At 42.1% G+C, this 15918-nt stretch carries 12 protein-coding genes, 5 tRNA genes and 1 pseudogene; 1 reads left to right on the top strand and 17 read right to left on the bottom strand.

What is annotated here, in order from left to right:
* Window positions 1–3: 3 nt before the first annotated feature.
* From PS3_RS07065 to PS3_RS07075, 3 genes and pseudogenes are all read right to left on the bottom strand, one after another.
* Window positions 4–1392, bottom strand: a pseudogene (locus PS3_RS07065) (glycoside-pentoside-hexuronide (GPH):cation symporter); the annotation flags it as partial.
* Between the two features lie 121 nt (window positions 1393–1513).
* Window positions 1514–2296 carry a PTS sugar transporter subunit IIC gene (locus PS3_RS07070; protein WP_007122506.1) on the bottom strand — a complete coding sequence of 261 codons (783 nt, stop codon included), beginning with the start codon at window positions 2294–2296 and terminating at the stop codon, window positions 1514–1516.
* Window positions 2297–2416: 120 nt separating this feature from the next.
* Window positions 2417–3421 carry a LacI family DNA-binding transcriptional regulator gene (locus PS3_RS07075; protein WP_007122507.1) on the bottom strand — a complete coding sequence of 335 codons (1005 nt, stop codon included), beginning with the start codon at window positions 3419–3421 and terminating at the stop codon, window positions 2417–2419.
* A gap of 186 nt (window positions 3422–3607) precedes the next feature.
* Here PS3_RS07075 and PS3_RS07080 point away from each other — a divergent pair, with 186 nt between their 5' ends.
* Window positions 3608–5524 (top strand): PTS sugar transporter subunit IIA, encoded by a 1917-nt coding sequence (locus PS3_RS07080; RefSeq protein ID WP_007122508.1) that lies wholly within the window; start codon window positions 3608–3610, stop codon window positions 5522–5524.
* Window positions 5525–5569: 45 nt separating this feature from the next.
* Here the strand turns inward: PS3_RS07080 and PS3_RS07085 are convergent.
* The 14 genes from PS3_RS07085 to PS3_RS07150 all read right to left on the bottom strand — a co-directional run bounded on the left by PS3_RS07085 (window position 5570) and on the right by PS3_RS07150 (window position 15913).
* Window positions 5570–5655, bottom strand: a tRNA-Leu gene (locus PS3_RS07085).
* A 44-nt stretch (window positions 5656–5699) separates the two neighbouring features.
* Entirely contained in the window at window positions 5700–6143 is a 444-nt protein-coding gene (locus tag PS3_RS07090) for a SprT family protein (protein ID WP_007122509.1), read from the bottom strand.
* Complete coding sequence (locus tag PS3_RS07095) at window positions 6136–8310, bottom strand: Tex family protein (protein ID WP_007122510.1); 2175 nt, start codon at window positions 8308–8310, stop codon at window positions 6136–6138. Before PS3_RS07095 ends, PS3_RS07090 begins: the two co-directional genes overlap by 8 nt.
* Before the next feature lie 3 nt (window positions 8311–8313).
* Entirely contained in the window at window positions 8314–9144 is an 831-nt protein-coding gene (gene nadE / locus PS3_RS07100; protein WP_007122511.1) for an ammonia-dependent NAD(+) synthetase, read from the bottom strand.
* Between the two features lie 9 nt (window positions 9145–9153).
* Window positions 9154–10620: a nicotinate phosphoribosyltransferase gene (locus PS3_RS07105; RefSeq protein ID WP_007122512.1), complete on the bottom strand. Its 1467-nt coding sequence runs from the start codon at window positions 10618–10620 to the stop codon at window positions 9154–9156.
* A gap of 10 nt (window positions 10621–10630) precedes the next feature.
* Window positions 10631–11332: a GntR family transcriptional regulator gene (locus PS3_RS07110; RefSeq protein ID WP_007122513.1), complete on the bottom strand. Its 702-nt coding sequence runs from the start codon at window positions 11330–11332 to the stop codon at window positions 10631–10633.
* A 104-nt stretch (window positions 11333–11436) separates the two neighbouring features.
* Window positions 11437–12150: an aspartate/glutamate racemase family protein gene (locus tag PS3_RS07115; RefSeq protein WP_007122514.1), complete on the bottom strand. Its 714-nt coding sequence runs from the start codon at window positions 12148–12150 to the stop codon at window positions 11437–11439.
* 39 nt (window positions 12151–12189) lie between these two features.
* Window positions 12190–12828: a hypothetical protein gene (locus tag PS3_RS07120; protein ID WP_007122515.1), complete on the bottom strand. Its 639-nt coding sequence runs from the start codon at window positions 12826–12828 to the stop codon at window positions 12190–12192.
* Between the two features lie 60 nt (window positions 12829–12888).
* A tRNA-Gln gene (locus PS3_RS07125) sits at window positions 12889–12960 on the bottom strand.
* A 7-nt stretch (window positions 12961–12967) separates the two neighbouring features.
* Window positions 12968–13050: transfer RNA gene (locus PS3_RS07130), tRNA-Tyr, on the bottom strand.
* Window positions 13051–13124: 74 nt separating this feature from the next.
* Window positions 13125–13958, bottom strand: a complete 834-nt coding sequence (locus PS3_RS07135; protein WP_040468538.1) for a metallophosphoesterase — start codon at window positions 13956–13958, stop codon at window positions 13125–13127.
* 70 nt (window positions 13959–14028) lie between these two features.
* Window positions 14029–15519, bottom strand: coding sequence for a peptide MFS transporter (locus PS3_RS07140; RefSeq protein WP_007122516.1), 1491 nt, complete (start codon window positions 15517–15519; stop codon window positions 14029–14031).
* A 201-nt stretch (window positions 15520–15720) separates the two neighbouring features.
* Window positions 15721–15794: transfer RNA gene (locus PS3_RS07145), tRNA-Thr, on the bottom strand.
* A 46-nt stretch (window positions 15795–15840) separates the two neighbouring features.
* A tRNA-Asn gene (locus PS3_RS07150) sits at window positions 15841–15913 on the bottom strand.
* Window positions 15914–15918: the final 5 nt, after the last annotated feature.

Consider the following 15918-nt stretch of genomic DNA (forward strand, 5'->3'; position numbering starts at 1 on the left):
AGCTTCCAATTTGGCAAGAATTTCAGCATGCATATCTTCGGTTAAATCAACCTTCTTCATAAAGATGATCAAACTGATGACCATCATAATGGCCGGAATTCCAAACATACAAATCTTAAAAATCAATTGATCATGCGCCGTAATTGATGATGCCGTGGCTCCCGTCGTCATTCCAGCCATGACGGCGACCATTGAGACAAACCAATTTGAAATGGCTCCACCAAATTTATCTACTAGCGGCCGCACTGACAAAGTTAAGGCCTCATCGCGGTGACCACTCTTGTATTGACCATATTCGACGGCGTCAGAAATAATCATTAGGACAACTAAAAAGGTCAACGGCTGTGGAATAAAGAATAATTCAGCGGCAATTAAAGTTAAGGCAAAATTAGCCCCGGCAACGGTATACAATGCTACCCCTAGTAACATGCATAACATGCAATAAACAAAGAGATTCTTCCGATTAAATTTCTTGGCCAAACTTGGGAAGAGAGTGACAGAAATTAAACCAACTACAGTATTAACGGCGTACAGAATGGAATACTTTCCAGAATCTCCAAGGATGAAACTAAAGTAGTAAAGTTGTAGGGCATTTACCGTATTAATTCCTAATCCATAGAACAAATATGCAAAGGCTAACCACATTAATTGATCGTTATTAAACAAGACTTTGGTCACTTGACGAAGGGTCGTCTTCTCTTTGGTTTCCCGTAATTTAGACTGCACTTCATGCGTCCATAAGCCAACCGCAATAGCGGTGACAATCCCAATCACGGCCACAATCGCTACAAACCAGAACCAGCCTTGTTGGTCACCCGTCCCCTTGTTACTGTGTACCGAGAAGAAGAGAATTATTGGCATGATCACCACACCGACTAAATTAGTCCCAACCGTGGAACCAACCCGGGCAAAGGTCGCTGTTTTCTCCCGTTCTCGAGAATCTAGCGACATAGCGGGAATCATGGACCAAAAAGCCGTATCTTTAAAGCTGTAAAAAACGTTCATAACAAAGTAAACGACCACAAAAGCAATAAAGTATAAGACTGGTGATTGATTTAAACCACCCATATTAGTGAACAGGACCAACAAAAGCAGGGAGCTCACGACCCCACCAATGACCACCCAGGGTCTAAATTTGCCCCAACGTGATTCCGTCCGGTCAATGGCATTCCCAATCATAGGATCCAAAAAGATTTCGATGATCCGCATAGCTAAAATGGCATTACTCATCATCACCACCATCTTGGCATTCAATGCTTGATTCCCCGTATTGAATAAATGCGTCGTGACAAACATGATGAAGTAAGTCGATAAAGTTGCGTAGAAAACGTCATTCCCGAAAGCCCCCGAAGTATAGGCTAAGCGGGCTCCTAGTGTCTTATGCTGTTTCATTAAATCAGCCTCCTCTTTTGAAATCGATTACATAATACCATCGTTTGGTAACTTTTTCTATATTTTTAGTAATTTTTTTACTATATGAAAAAGAAAAAGAGCTGAACTTTAAGTTCAACCCTTATTTGTCAATCACATCGTCTAACGATTTACCATAACGTTTGGTCTTTGAACCGTTTTGCAGGTAAAGAAATATAAGAACTAAGCCCAATCCTAAAAGACTTAAAGCCAACAAGGTTAACTGCGGAATCGCCGCTAAGACAAATCCAATGGTAAAGAAAGGCCACAATTCTGGAGCAGCAATCATATTTAAAATAACCGCAAAACTTACGGCCACCACTAGGCCCGCTCCAATGCTGAATCCTAATAGGAGCCATCCGGGGAGTAGTCGAGCGCCATCCATCAAGAATCTGCTCGGGAGGATTAAGAGAATTACAGCCGGAACCAGCACCCGTAAGCCTTGTAGAACCATGACGAAGCAATGAAGCCGATTAATTTTGACCAGATCACCGCTTTGAGCAGCGATTTCCATTCGATGCATGATCCCAACTGCTTGGGTCCGGATAATTTTAGTCAAAGGTGAACCCACAATTGAAATTAATATTGCTAGCGCAATTGTCAATCCCCGATAGGTTGCAACCGTCTGTAATTTACAATAGATAATTTCCGCGCTAACGGATGCTAGCGCAATATCCGGTGAAATGGCCGCACCCAAATTTGCCCATCCTAGGGTGATCAATTGCAAAAAGCCACCAATTATAACGCAAGGAATTAGTTTACCCGTTACCATACCAATTAAGGTACAAGCCACCAGGGGTTGATGAAACTGAAATTCATCTAGAACCCCATCGGCACCGGCAACAAAGCTGATCAATAAAACCAATAAAAGACTAAAGATTGACATATCATTCTCCCCTAAATAATTTTAGGAATATGATAGCACATTATTTAGTAATTTTTTTACTTTTTTATAAATTATTTTACCACACAAAAAAGCTGGGTTTATTTCCCCAGCTACCCAAACTTAATTAATACTACTGTCACGTAAGATTAATTTGGTCTGCAAAGTAATCTTGTAGGGCTCGCGTTGCCCATTCTCTTGTAAATCGGCGATGACCTTTACTGCCAATTGGCCTAATTGATTCGTATTTACACTCACCGTACTTAGGGTAGGAAAAGCATATTGCGCCACTGACGTATCATTAAAAGAGATTAAGCTTAATTGATCAGGAATCTGAATCCCGGCCTCTTGGAAAGCCTTAACGGCTCCAATTGCCATCGCATCATTAGCCACAAACAAGGCTGATGGCAGCTTAATTCCCTCATCAATCGCCTTTTTTATGGCTGCATAACCTGAATCGGGCGTAAAAGCCCCTACAAAAACATGGTCCGAACGATATAAGCCGCGTTGGGTCATCAATGCTTTGAAATCTTGGAAGCGAAAATCAATCAAATTATCCTTGTCATATTGATCGGCTAAATCACCGACTAAGATGCCGACCTCTTTTTGACCATGCTTAGCAAAATGATCCAAGACATGCTTAACGGCATCCGTTGTATCAATTGTCACACTAGCAAAACCTTGCCCTAATAAGTCCCCATCAGCAAAGGCTACTGGTAGATCTAACTTTTTTAAGAAGGCTAGTTGGCTAGCACCATATTGATTACTCCCCACCACAATGACGCCAGCTCCATTGGCCAATGGTTCCCAAGATTCATCAGCATAAATAGTCGTGACTTGATAACCTTCTCGCTTGGCCTCGCTCTCTATTCCTTGGCGGATTGAAAAATAGTAAACATCGTTAATTTCTTGTTGGGCCGAACACCACATCACCACAAAAAGTTGTTCACCATTATGACGATACTGATACTTCGTTTGATATTTGGTATAATTCAGAGCTTCCGCCGCGGCAAAAACTTTCTTGCGGGTCTCATTATTGACCGACAAAGTGGGATCATAACTCAACACCCGCGAAACCGTCGTTGGTGAAACCTGCGCTTTTTTTGCAATATCTTTAATCGTTGCCATCAGGATTCCTCACATAATTTTATTACTGTTCAAACCTTATCAAGATCAGCTTTTGAAGTCAATCAACCCGTTTTACCGGCCAAAATTTATAGTAATTTTTTCAGTAAATCGTTTACTTTAGGCGAATTTTGACTATAATAAGCAATTGAAAACGTTTTCTTCAATTTTTGATGAGGAGATATTTCAATGACTAATTCAAATGCACCTTCTAAACACCTTTTCTCCAAATTCTCCTTTGCTATGGGGAATTTTGGTCATGCGGCCTTTTACGGCGCTCTATCAAATTATTTTATTGTTTATGTTACCAGTGTGATGTTTGTTGGGGTTTCTAGTCGGATCGCGGATAAACTCATTGGCTTAATCACTGGGTTAATCGTCTTAATTCGGATACTAGAAATTTTTATCAACCCCTTACTAGGTAACATTGTCGACAACACTCATAGTCGTTGGGGGAAATTCAAACCCTGGATTCTTTCCGGGACGATTATTAGTTCCGTCCTTTTAATCGCCCTATTTGCCGGCTTATTTGGCCTGATTAAAGTTAATTGGATTTTATATGCCATCGTTTTCGTAATTGTGTTTGTCGTGATGGATATTTTTTATTCCTTTTCGGATGTTTCTTATTGGGGAATGGTTCCAGCTCTGAGTGAAGATAGTGCAGAACGGGGTGTCTATACTTCACTCGGCACCTTTACCGGTGCAATTGGCTGGAATGGGCTCACCATCATTGTGGTTCCAGTGGTTACTTACTTCACCTACTTAACCACTAGTAAGCATGAACAAGGGGCGCCAGGTTGGTTCGCCTTTGCGGTGATTATTTCCTTACTGGCCATTGTTTGTGCGACCCTAGTGACGATTGGAACCCACGAAAAAGATAATCTATTACGTCGATCAGCTCAACAAAAAACAACGATTAAAGATGTCATTAGTGCTCTAGCACATAATGATCAATTACTGTGGACTTGTTTAGCTTACTTTATGTACTCGCTGGCCAATACTATTACTACTGGGGTCTTGTATTACTTCTTTAAATTTGTCTTAGGTAAGCCTGGCACCTACTGGATTGTAGGAATGGCCGCAATGATTATTTCATTTTGTACCTCCCCTTTATATCCAGTTTTAAATCGGTTCATTCCACGAAAATGGCTCTATACTTTGGGGATGGTTTGCATGATGATCGCCTACCTGATTTTTATCTTCTTCCATGACAACTTAACCTTGCTCGTCATAGGACTGGTCCTCTATTACTTCACCTTTGCTCAATTAGTTTCCATTTTAACCATGACCGACTCCATCGAATATGGGCAATTAAAGAACGGAGAACGAAACGAAGCCGTCATTTTATCGATTCGGCCTCTCATTGATAACCTCACTGGAGCTTTTTCAAATGGTTTAGTTGGTTATATCGCCATCGCTGCTGGTATGACCGGGGCGGCCACTGCTGCTGATATGACAGCCAAGAATATTGCTACCTTTAATAGTCCCGCCTTCTATATTCCATTTGCCCTCTCGATTCTTTCCCTCGTTATCTTCCTAACCAAAGTTAAACTATCCGAAAAGGCCCACGCTGAAATTGTGGATGAACTAACCCTTAAATTAGCCGCTGGGCAATCCAACTTAACTGACGATCAACCGACAAATTCAAAGCCAGCCTCAACAAAGGTTTTTGCCCCTGTTGATGGTAACTTAATTCCGATGGACCAAGTAAAAGTTAATGGGCAACCATTCCCCGGAACTGGCTTTGCGATTCGACCAAGTGATGGTCACATCTATGCGCCTTTTGATGGTCGGATCGTCTTCACCTTCTCAAGCAAACATTTAATTGGGCTAGTTTCTGATCAAGGTCTTGAAGCAATCATTCATATTGGGATCGACACCGTGAACTTAAATGGTCAAGGATTTGTTTCTCATTATAGTGATGGACAAACCATTCAAGCCGGCGATCTTTTAATGGATTTTGATCGCGAATTAATCAATCAAAACCACTACGATGATACGGTAATTATGTTCTTTACTAAACCACAACAATTATTACCATTAGCCTCAATTAATGAGCGCCCAATTAATCATGGTGATTTGATCGAACAAGTCCAAAATAAATAGTTAAAAGAAAAACGCCTAGCAATCGCTAGACGTTTTCTTTTGTAGTGCGGCGAAGAGGACTCGAACCTCCACGGTCATAATTGACCACAAGATCCTTAATCTTGCGCGTCTGCCAGTTCCGCCACCGCCGCATTAACAAGTAATATCTTAACAAAGATATTACTTCCTAGCAAGCTTATTTTGGAATAAGTTTAAATCTTCCCCCACATTGTCGGCACACATAAAGTCGGGGATTAAAACGGCGCTGCCGGTTAACTATTACTCCACAAGTTTGACATTGATAGCTGTATTTAGCTTCACGATTGGGAATAGCTGGTGCATATCGCTGACCACCCGTCAGAGCTAATAAATGACGAAAATCACTACTCCGATGATGATAATCGCGTCCCATTAGGTGCAGATGGTAATGGCACAATTCATGCACCACCACCGCCCTTAAATTCGCCAAATCAAAGCATTCATACATTAAGGGATTAATATCAATATGATGATCATTCAAATGATAACGACCACCCGTAGTTTTTAAGCGTCGATTGAAGAAAATTTGGTGCTTGAATGGTCGCTTAAACAAGGTGCGAGACCACTCTTCAGTGTGGGCCTGTAACTCTTGATTAGTCATGTTCATTTTGCGGTGGGAGCATCGTCAATTGAATCCGTTGCCGGTCCAGGTCAACCTCATAAACCCAAACGGTAACAATATCACCAACCGAAACCACTTGCCGTGGATCTTTGATAAATTTCTTGCTCATCCGTGATACGTGTACCAACCCATCATGTTTAACCCCAATATCAACGAAGGCACCAAAATCAACTACATTGCGCACTGTGCCTTCTAGTTGCATTCCAACTTTTAGGTCATCAATCGTCATGACATCTTGGTGTAACAGCGGGGCAGGCATCGAATCCCGTAGATCACGGCCCGGCTTTTGCAGATCATTAATGACATCCGTCACCGTAGCTAGGCCGACCGTATCGGTAACGTATGTTTGTGGATCTAAGGCCTGTAATGCTTGGTTAGCTGATGATGACCCTAGTTCACTGACCGTTACTTGAGCATCCTGCAAAATTTGAGTCGCAACCGGATAAGATTCCGGGTGGATATCAGTATTATCAAGCGGATTATCACCATCAACAATCCGTAAAAAGCCAACCGCTTGCTGGTATGCCTTCGGTCCTAGACGACTAACTTTTTTTAGCTGGGTCCGATCAACATATTGACCATTTTCATCCCGATATTTAACGATATTTTTAGCGATCGTGGCTGATAAACCTGAAATATAGGTCAATAACTGATAACTAGCTGTATTAAGATTAACCCCCACGCGGTTAACCGCCCGCTCGACCACCGCCGTTAATTCAGTTTTTAATTCTGTTTCAGGCAGATCGTGTTGGTATTGTCCAACTCCAATTGCTTGGGGATCAATCTTAACTAATTCCGCTAATGGATCTTGCAATCGACGGCCAATACTAATGGCACTCCGCTTTTCGACCGTCAGATCAGGGAACTCGTCACGAGCATCCTGACTGGCCGAATATACGGAAGCCCCCGATTCATTTACAATCACGTAATAAACGTCCCGATCTAGTTGTTTCAAGGCCGTGGCGACAAACTGCTCCGATTCTCGACTAGCCGTCCCATTACCAATCGCCACCATTTCAATTTGATACTGGTTAATTAAATCTAAAAAGGCTTGTTGTGCTTGGGCGCGTTTAGCTTCTGGTGCTGGAGGGTGCGGATATATGACCGCCGTTTGAATTAATTTTCCACTTGGATCTAAGACCGCTAACTTGCATCCGGTCCGATAGGCGGGATCAAAGCCGAGCACCATTTTCCCTTTGATTGGGGCTTGCATCAACAAATGATAAAGATTTTCGCCAAATACATTAATGGCTTGTTCATCGGCTTCTTCAGTCATTTGATGGCGCAATTCTCGTTCGATGGCTGGACCTAAAAACCGTTTGTAGGCGTCTTGAGCCGCCGCCATGACAAATCGGGTCGCATCATTTTCGACATGGCCCCGAATTAAGCGAAAGGCCAGATAATTATCAATTGGCTCACTGGCAACCTCGATTTTAACTCGCAGAACTTTTTCCTTTTCGCCGCGATTAATCGCCAGGGTCCGATAAGAAGTCATATCTTTGATTACCGCATCAAAATCATAATACTGCTGATATACTCCCTTCTCATCAATCGTTGCCCCTTGTTTAGTGACCTTCGTAACTATGCGACCATTTTTCGTCGTATAATCCCGTAGCCAAGCGCGAACTGTTGACATTTCGCTAATTGCTTCAGCCAAGATTTCATGGGCTCCTGATAAGGCAGTTGGCGCATCAGCAACTTCGTCAGTTACAAATTCAGCGGCTTTAGTTGTCAAATCAGTATCTTCATAATGTAAGAGCCAATTGGCCAACGGCATCAAACCTTGTTCCTTAGCAATCTGGGCCTTCGTCCGTCGTTTTTGCTTGTATGGTAAGTACAAATCTTCCACCGTTGTCAGATCAGGAGCGGATTCAATTTGCTGTTTTAAAGCATCCGTTAATTTATCTTGCTCAGCAATCGCCTTTAAGACCGTTTGCTTTCGATCGGCTAATTCCTGCGCCTTATGATAAGTGGTCTGAATCGTCTGTAATTGGACCTCATCTAAGGTTCCAGTGGCTTCTTTCCGATAACGAGAAATGAAGGGAATCGTGTTCCCTTCATCCATCAATTCCAGTGCCGCTTTAACCTGCCAAGGTTTGAATTCAGTTAAAGTCGCTTCAACGTTTTTGACAATTGTTGCTTCCATAAATTAATTTTTCCACCATTCATCTTGAGGGGCAACCGGTAAATGACGCTTATGCCCCGTCTTTTGGTACCATGCTTCAATTTTATCTGCGACCGCTTGGTCAACATTCTTACCTTCGAGATAGTCATCAATATTTTGGTAAGTCACTCCTAAGGCCACCTCATCTGGTAAGGCTGGTCGATCCTCTTCCAAATCAGCCGTTGGCGTTTTTTCGTATAACTTAGCGGGCGCATTTAAATAGGTCAGGAGTTGTTTGCCCTGTCGCTTATTCAGCCCAGTTAAAGGCGTTAAATCAGCGCCACCGTCTCCAAACTTCGTATAAAAACCCGTCACGGCTTCGGCAGCATGATCTGTTCCCACAACTGCGCCTTGATGTTGACCGGCGATGGCATATTGCACAATCATCCGTTCCCGGGCCTTAATATTCCCCTTATTGAAGTCGCTTATGGTTTCTCCACCAGCCTGTAAAGAAGCCACCATGGCATCAGTGGCTGGTTGAATATTGACCCGAATCATCCGATCAGGCTTAATGAATTCATTAATCGCAAACATGGCATCGGATTCATCCGCCTGCTCCCCATATGGTAACCGGACAGCAATAAATTGATAGTTCTCATCATGGGTGGTTTGACGCAAAGACTCAACAGCTAGTTGGGATAGCCGCCCCGCCAACGACGAGTCCTGGCCACCAGAAATGCCGAGGACTAGCGTTTTCATCCCCGTCGTTTTTAAGTACTCTTGAATAAATTGCACCCGTTGCTGAATTTCAGTAGCCGGATCAATTTGAGCTTTAACTTGTAAATCTTTGATTATTGTCGCTTGTAATGTGGTCATCATCATCACCTACTTTTTTAGTTGGTTAACATAATCATGAACTTCACGAATCGTTAATAGTTTATGGTCATAACACTCTTGCGATAGATCGACCGGATAAATTTGCGGATTAAGATCACGCTTATATTCATCCCATAAAGCCTCTAAATGATCAGCACGGAGGGCCCGAATTTCATCTAAGCTAGGCTCGTCATAAACTAATTCGCCATTAATAAAAATATCATGCAATAACGGCTCAGCAATAAAACCATGAACGGTCTTATTTAAGAATGGGTTGTTCGGATCAAACATGTATAGAGATTCTTGGTCACGCGGATCTTCATGGACTAAGGTGACATAATCACCTTCGCTCTTACCATCTGCTTCTCGCGTGATCCGCCAAACTTGGTGTTTCCCTGGGGTCGACATCTTGCTGGTATTATTAGATAGTTTGATCGTATCTACCATTTGTCCTTGATCGTCTTCAATCGAAACCATTTTGTAAACGGCCCCTAAAGTCGGTTGATCATATGAAGTAATTAACTTCGTCCCAACTCCCCAGGTATCAATTTTAGCGCCTTGCATCAATAAGTTTTGAATTGTCGTCTCATCCAGATCATTAGAAGCAAAAATCTTAGCATTGGGATAACCTGCTTCATCAAGCATTTTCCGGGCTTGTTTGGATAGATATGCCATATCACCGCTATCAATCCGAATCCCGATAAAGTTGATTTGATCACCAAATTCATCCGCAATCTTAATGGCACTCGGCACCCCACTCTTTAAAGTGTCGTAAGTATCGACAAGAAAGACACAATCACGATGAGTCTGCGCATAAGCCTTAAAGGCATCGTAGTCATTTCGATATGTTTGTACCAAGGAATGGGCATGGGTCCCTGAAATAGGAATGCCAAAGAGCTTCCCAGCGCGAACATTGCTGGTAGCATCAAAGCCCCCAACATAAGCGGCCCGCGTTCCCCACAGGGCGGCATCAAATTCTTGCGCCCGCCGAGAACCAAATTCCATGACGGCTTGATTGCCAACCACGGACTTAATCCGTGCCGCTTTCGTCGCGACCATAATTTGAAAGTTAATAATATTCAAAATGGCCGTTTCAACTAATTGGCATTCTAATAGGTTTCCTTCAATTTGCACCAAGGGTTCATGATTAAAAACGATTTCTCCCTCAACCATGCTCCGCACATTCCCCTGAAACTTAAAGGTTGCCAAGTAGTCTAAAAATTGGTCATCAAACATGGCGGTTGTACGTAAATAATCGATGTCAGTCGTCGAAAAATGTAGATTTTGAATGTATTGAATTAAATGATCCAAACCTGCATAAATCGCATAACCATTGTCAAAGGGCATTTCTCGAAAGAAGACTTCAAAGACGGCTTTGCGGTCCGCAATTCCTTCTTGCCAGTAGGTTTGCATCATTGTCAATTCATAAGCATCCGTATGTAAGGTATAACTATCATCAGGATATAGATATTCCATAATAAACTCCTTATTTCTCAAGGACAAATTCAAAGAGATTACCGACATATTGAGTATGGACATATTCAAATGGTCGTCCATCTTGTAAGTATGAAATCTGCGTCATCCTCAGTAAGGCTGCCCCCCGTTTAACGCCTAAATATTCAGCGATCTTTTCCGTAGCATTCACTGCTGAAACCGTCTGCGTAGCATGACCTGGTTGGAGGCCGGCCTTAGCAATTAAAGTTTCATAAAAGGACTTAGTGATTTCTTCGCGGCTAAATTGGCTGACTAAATTTTCAGGAACCGTTGCTAATTCATAACAGATTGGTAGTTCATCACCATATCGAATCCGTTCCATTCTTAATACTCGCTCGCCTGGTGCTAAACGTAAGGTTTGGATCTCAGTTTCTGACGGTGCCGTTAAATGATAAGAAATGGTTTTACTAGATGGCTGACGACCAGCCGCCCGCATTAATTCAGTAAAAGAGGTAACCCCCGTCATCTTTTCTTGCACCTTTTGACTGGCAACGAAAGTTCCCGAACCAATCCGTCGATCCAAGACCCCTTCATCGACTAAAGTTTGAATTGCTTGGCGTAAGGTCATCCGGCTAACCTGAAAACGTTCTGCTAGGACTCGTTCCGGTGGAATTCGTTGTCCAACCTGCCAAGTTCCCTGTTCGATCATTGTTTTAAGTTGATTATGAATTTGAATATAAATTGGTGAAGCCATGGTTTCCTAAATCCCTGTATTTCCCGTGTATACTAAATTCAATTTTACCACAAGTCCGGTTTTCTTGGATTTTAAAAAAGCCCTCCCATTGAGAGCAATTTTTCTTAGTCATCTTGACGGATGGAGAGTGCCTTTTCAATTGTCCGATCGACGACAATTGATTGGGAATCTGCTACTGGATAAGTAGTTTCTGGATCCATTTCTTCCGCATACGATAATTCTGTACATCCTAAAATGACAATATCGCAATCGAGATCTTCAATCATCTGTTTAACTAATTGGTGATACTTCTGATTGTCTGAGTGCCCAGCTTCCTTAATGTCGTTGTATATTAAGTCTTCCGTTAAGGCTAAAATTTCCTTGGTCGGTCGAACCACTTCATAACCCGCTTTTTTTATGTAGGGGTCATATAGACCGGATTGGATGGTCCCTGGAGTCGCTAGAATTCCCACACGTTTCGCCTGCGGCATGATTTTGGAAACTTCCGCTACAGTTTCTGCTAACATATTAATAATGGGAATTTCGGTAGCCGCCTGTAATTGATCGTAGACATAATGAGCGGTATTACAAGCTAACACAAAGAAACTTGGTTTTAAGAGACTTTGTTGCTGGATATCTTCTAACAGAGGCGGAACAATACTTGGCTGACGATGATCTAAAATCCAATTAGTTCGATCTGGCACCGTCGCATGATTAACCACCAGGTAATCTAAATAATCTTGATCACAATGAATTGGAGTTCGTTGATCCATTACTCGAACAAAGCTTTCCGTGGCTAATGTTCCCATCCCACCTAAAACGGTAAAAAACTTTTGCATGATGAGCCTCCGTCAATAAAAGTTACTATTCCTATCTTACTATAAGCGCGCTAAGCGGTCCAACCAGACCTGACTTCCTGAATCATTACTAGTGATCGTTTGTTGAAAGGGTCCGAGGAGTTGCCGAATTTGCTCCCACTGAATTTGATTGTCTATCCAAAGGGTTGCAGTCAAGCGCTGTTTTAGTTGTTCCTTTTGCTCACTTTTCAAGGGATGATTTAACGTCGTCGTAGCAATTATTTGATTAACCAACTCATTTAATAATTGAGCATCAAAGGCTTCTGGTGTTGGTAACTGCTGTGCCCAAATAGGTTGAGCTAGCGGTAAGGCATTGATCTCACGATGTAAAAAAGGAGCTAATTGTGGCCAATTCAAACTCAGTTGCCAATAAAACTGCCATGGTACTTGTCCGCGAACTTTTAGCCAAATCATCGGTAACAAGCGCTCAAAGTCGCCTTGGGTCTGACGTAAATGATCCGCAATTTCTTGAATGAACCGTTGTAGGGTCTCTTGGCTATTAGCTGCCGTTCGTTGCCGTAAAGTTAAGGCATAACGGACGACTAAAAAATCACTCATTTGCTGATCCGTAATGGTTTGTTTTTGTCGTTTAAGCTTTTGTTTCGTCGCTTTTAGTTTACTTTGCCGACTTTGTCTAGCAAATTGTCCCTGCTTTGGCATTTAATCAGATCCTTTGATAAAAAGTAAAAGCAGCTACCACCAGGTAGCTGCTTTTGTCAGTTGGGCTAGCTGGATTCGAACCAGCGCATGACGGTACCAAAAACCGTTGCCTTACCGCTTGGCTATAGCCCAATAATAATGGAGGAGGGTGGATTCGAACCGCCGAACCAAAAGGAACGGTTTTACAGACCGTCGCGTTTAACCAGACTTCGCTACTCCTCCAGGAGTTATAATTGCTGTCGCAATCAACAAATATTATATTACCGAAAGTCCTTCAATTTGGCAAGTCTTTTTTCCTAAAAATTTAAAACTTTTAGGTGTTGGACCCATTGTTGCTTAAAATTAGGTTGATCCCACTCATTATGCCGGCGTTTATTAACCCCCACCGCAACATTGATATAGTCGACGTTTCCAATTGTCTGTTGAGGACGGTATCCATGTAAATGTCCGTAATAGACTTGTTTAACATTAGGATATTGTTGAATAAGCTTTCCAAGCCGTTGACTCCCCATCATGGCCCGAATCATTTCTGCGGCTTCTTGGCGACGCGCTGATAATGTCGCTGGATATTGATGCAAGAGGACCTTTTGTGGCGCAAAATGGGTTAATAGAATCACTTGGCGATGATCTTGCTGAGCGTTTTTAAATTGGTCGGTTAAGGTCTGTAAAACCTGGTCCATGCGCGCTTGGTCCGTCAATGGCTGATCGGCTGTTGAATCTAACCAGTAGACATTCTTCCACTTAGCTACTCGGTCTGATTCTTGAGCAAAAGTTGAAAAGCTATAGTCATACCAACCATTATTCCCAATAATTCGCCAATTCGTTCCTGGTAGGTCGAGATAGGACTTGTGAAAATATCGAGAATCAGTGGTTTCTTCAATCATTGAAAAAGGTGCTAAGTTGATCATTTCATGATTGCCAGCCAAATAAAAACATTTTGTTTGGGTAGCTAGTAATTGTAATTGTTGAAAATAGGCTTTTGTTTGACCAAAATTATTAAACAGGTCCCCTAAATGAAAATACAAATCGACCTGATGTTGAACTAGCCAATTCGCTTGAAATTGTAAAGTCGTGGTCAGGTCCAATCGATTCACATCAATATGATTATCACTACTAATTACCAGCCGCATTGTGTTTTCTCCTTAATTTAAAAGTATTATAGCAAGCAAAAAGCGTCTTCGACAAAGAAGACGCTCTTTACTAATCAATTCCTTCCATTAGGGCATGAATTTGTTTAACAAAGAAAAATAGGATAATTCCGAAAATTATACTTACCCCACCAATAACTAAGAAGTACTGAACCTCAGTTTTCGACGAATAAAATTGAACAATTTGAGCATTGACCGCTTGTCCTGCCGAGTTAGCTAAAAACCACATGCTCATCATTTGTCCACTAAAGGCCTTTGGGGCTAACTTGGTAGTAACTGATAATCCAATAGGCGAAATTAACATTTCCGCAATTTCAACGATAAACCAAGATCCCACTAACCAAAGCGGGCTCACTTTCCCACTTGTGCCATTAATCATTCCAGGCAAAGCCATCCAGACATATGATAATCCCGCAAAAATTAGCCCATAGGCGAATTTACCTGGAGCACTGGGCTGCTTTTTCCAACGATTCCATAAGGCGACAAAGACAGGGGTTAATAACATAATAAATAGTGGATTCAAGGTTTGGAAGTTGGCGGCTTCAAAATGCCAATTTCCTAGATGTAGGATAGTTCGTTCTTGGGCAAACAGGGCCAAGACAACTGATCCAGATTCCTCAATCCCCCAAAAAATGGCTGCCGCGATGAATAATGGGACGTAAGCTATTACCCGTGATCGCTCAACTTTCGTGACCTTCCGGCTATTGATCATCATGATAAAGTATACGATCGGCAAACAAATCGCGACGAAAGTAATTAAGTTAATGATGCTCTTGATATTAAAGAGACTCATTGCTGCTAATAGGGCAAGAACTAAGGCAACAATCACTAGGCCAATCACCGTCCAAATGATCACCGGTTTCAAACTTTCTTTATCAATCGGATCATCAGGATAGAGACTATCTTTGCTTAAATACTTTCGCCCATCTAGCCAATATTGTAAGAGGCCAAAAAACATCCCTACTGCAGCCAGAGCAAAGCCAGCATGATAATTAACCTGATTACCAAACAGATGCATGCCAAAACCATCCGCTGCCCACGGGACAAGAATTGGGGCAATCGCGGCCCCTAAGTTAATTCCAAAAACAAACATGCTGAAACCAGCATCGCGGCGTTGATCATCCTCAGTATATAAATCACCAACCATCTCAGAGACATTCGGTTTTAAAAGTCCTGTCCCCATGACAATTAATAAAATGGAGATATACAAGGCGGAAACTCCGGCTGGAATCGCAAGGGCGATATGACCAAACATGATCAAGATGCCTCCAATGAAGACCGTCCGTTGACTCCCCAAAATTCGATCAGAGATCCATCCGCCTACAACCCCAGATAAATAAACTAAGGAGCCATAAATTGACATAATTGAAGCAGCCAAGGTTTGATCCATTCCCAAGCCACCTTTGGTAACGGCAAAATACATATAATAAAGTAAAATTGCCCGCATACCATAATAACTGAATCGTTCCCACATTTCTGTAAAGAACAAGGTGGACAACCCTCGTGGCTGCCCAAAAAAAGCATGATCGTAATCTTTTTGCATTTACCTACTCCCAATATTTTTGGTTAGAAATGTATTAATCATTTTCTTATAATGCGCCGATTAAGTATAATGTAATTTTTAGTGAAATGTCAACTTTTCCATAGGCACAACAAATCTCGCCGTTACAAACGCATACCAGATAAAAAAAGACAGTACCATAAGGCACTGACCATTGTAGATAAACACACATGAAACAAAAAATGCCGATTAGAGGAGTCGAACCTCCGACCTCATCTTTACGAGAGATGCGCTCTAACCAACTGAGCTAAATCGGCATAAAAGAAAAGTGTTGATACAACGTCAACACTTTTCCTAAATTGACTCCGGATGCCAGACTCGAACTGGCGACATCTTGATTAACAGTCAAGCGCTCTACCGACTGAGCTAATCCGGAATAAC

The sequence above is a fragment of the Limosilactobacillus gastricus PS3 genome (genome assembly GCF_000247775.1).
Lineage (GTDB): Bacteria > Bacillota > Bacilli > Lactobacillales > Lactobacillaceae > Limosilactobacillus > Limosilactobacillus gastricus_A.

What these genes read in the sequence shown, in the direction of transcription:
- PS3_RS07070 (WP_007122506.1), bottom strand. Translation starts at nt 2,296, where the DNA reads ATGTCAATCTTTAGTCTTTTATTGGTTTTATTGATCAGCTTTGTTGCC.
- PS3_RS07075 (WP_007122507.1), bottom strand. Translation starts at nt 3,421, where the DNA reads ATGGCAACGATTAAAGATATTGCAAAAAAAGCGCAGGTTTCACCAACG.
- PS3_RS07080 (WP_007122508.1), top strand. Translation starts at nt 3,608, where the DNA reads ATGACTAATTCAAATGCACCTTCTAAACACCTTTTCTCCAAATTCTCC.
- PS3_RS07090 (WP_007122509.1), bottom strand. Translation starts at nt 6,143, where the DNA reads ATGACTAATCAAGAGTTACAGGCCCACACTGAAGAGTGGTCTCGCACC.
- PS3_RS07095 (WP_007122510.1), bottom strand. Translation starts at nt 8,310, where the DNA reads ATGGAAGCAACAATTGTCAAAAACGTTGAAGCGACTTTAACTGAATTC.
- nadE (WP_007122511.1), bottom strand. Translation starts at nt 9,144, where the DNA reads ATGACCACATTACAAGCGACAATAATCAAAGATTTACAAGTTAAAGCT.
- PS3_RS07105 (WP_007122512.1), bottom strand. Translation starts at nt 10,620, where the DNA reads ATGGAATATCTATATCCTGATGATAGTTATACCTTACATACGGATGCT.
- PS3_RS07110 (WP_007122513.1), bottom strand. Translation starts at nt 11,332, where the DNA reads ATGGCTTCACCAATTTATATTCAAATTCATAATCAACTTAAAACAATG.
- PS3_RS07115 (WP_007122514.1), bottom strand. Translation starts at nt 12,150, where the DNA reads ATGCAAAAGTTTTTTACCGTTTTAGGTGGGATGGGAACATTAGCCACG.
- PS3_RS07120 (WP_007122515.1), bottom strand. Translation starts at nt 12,828, where the DNA reads ATGCCAAAGCAGGGACAATTTGCTAGACAAAGTCGGCAAAGTAAACTA.
- PS3_RS07135 (WP_040468538.1), bottom strand. Translation starts at nt 13,958, where the DNA reads ATGCGGCTGGTAATTAGTAGTGATAATCATATTGATGTGAATCGATTG.
- PS3_RS07140 (WP_007122516.1), bottom strand. Translation starts at nt 15,519, where the DNA reads ATGCAAAAAGATTACGATCATGCTTTTTTTGGGCAGCCACGAGGGTTG.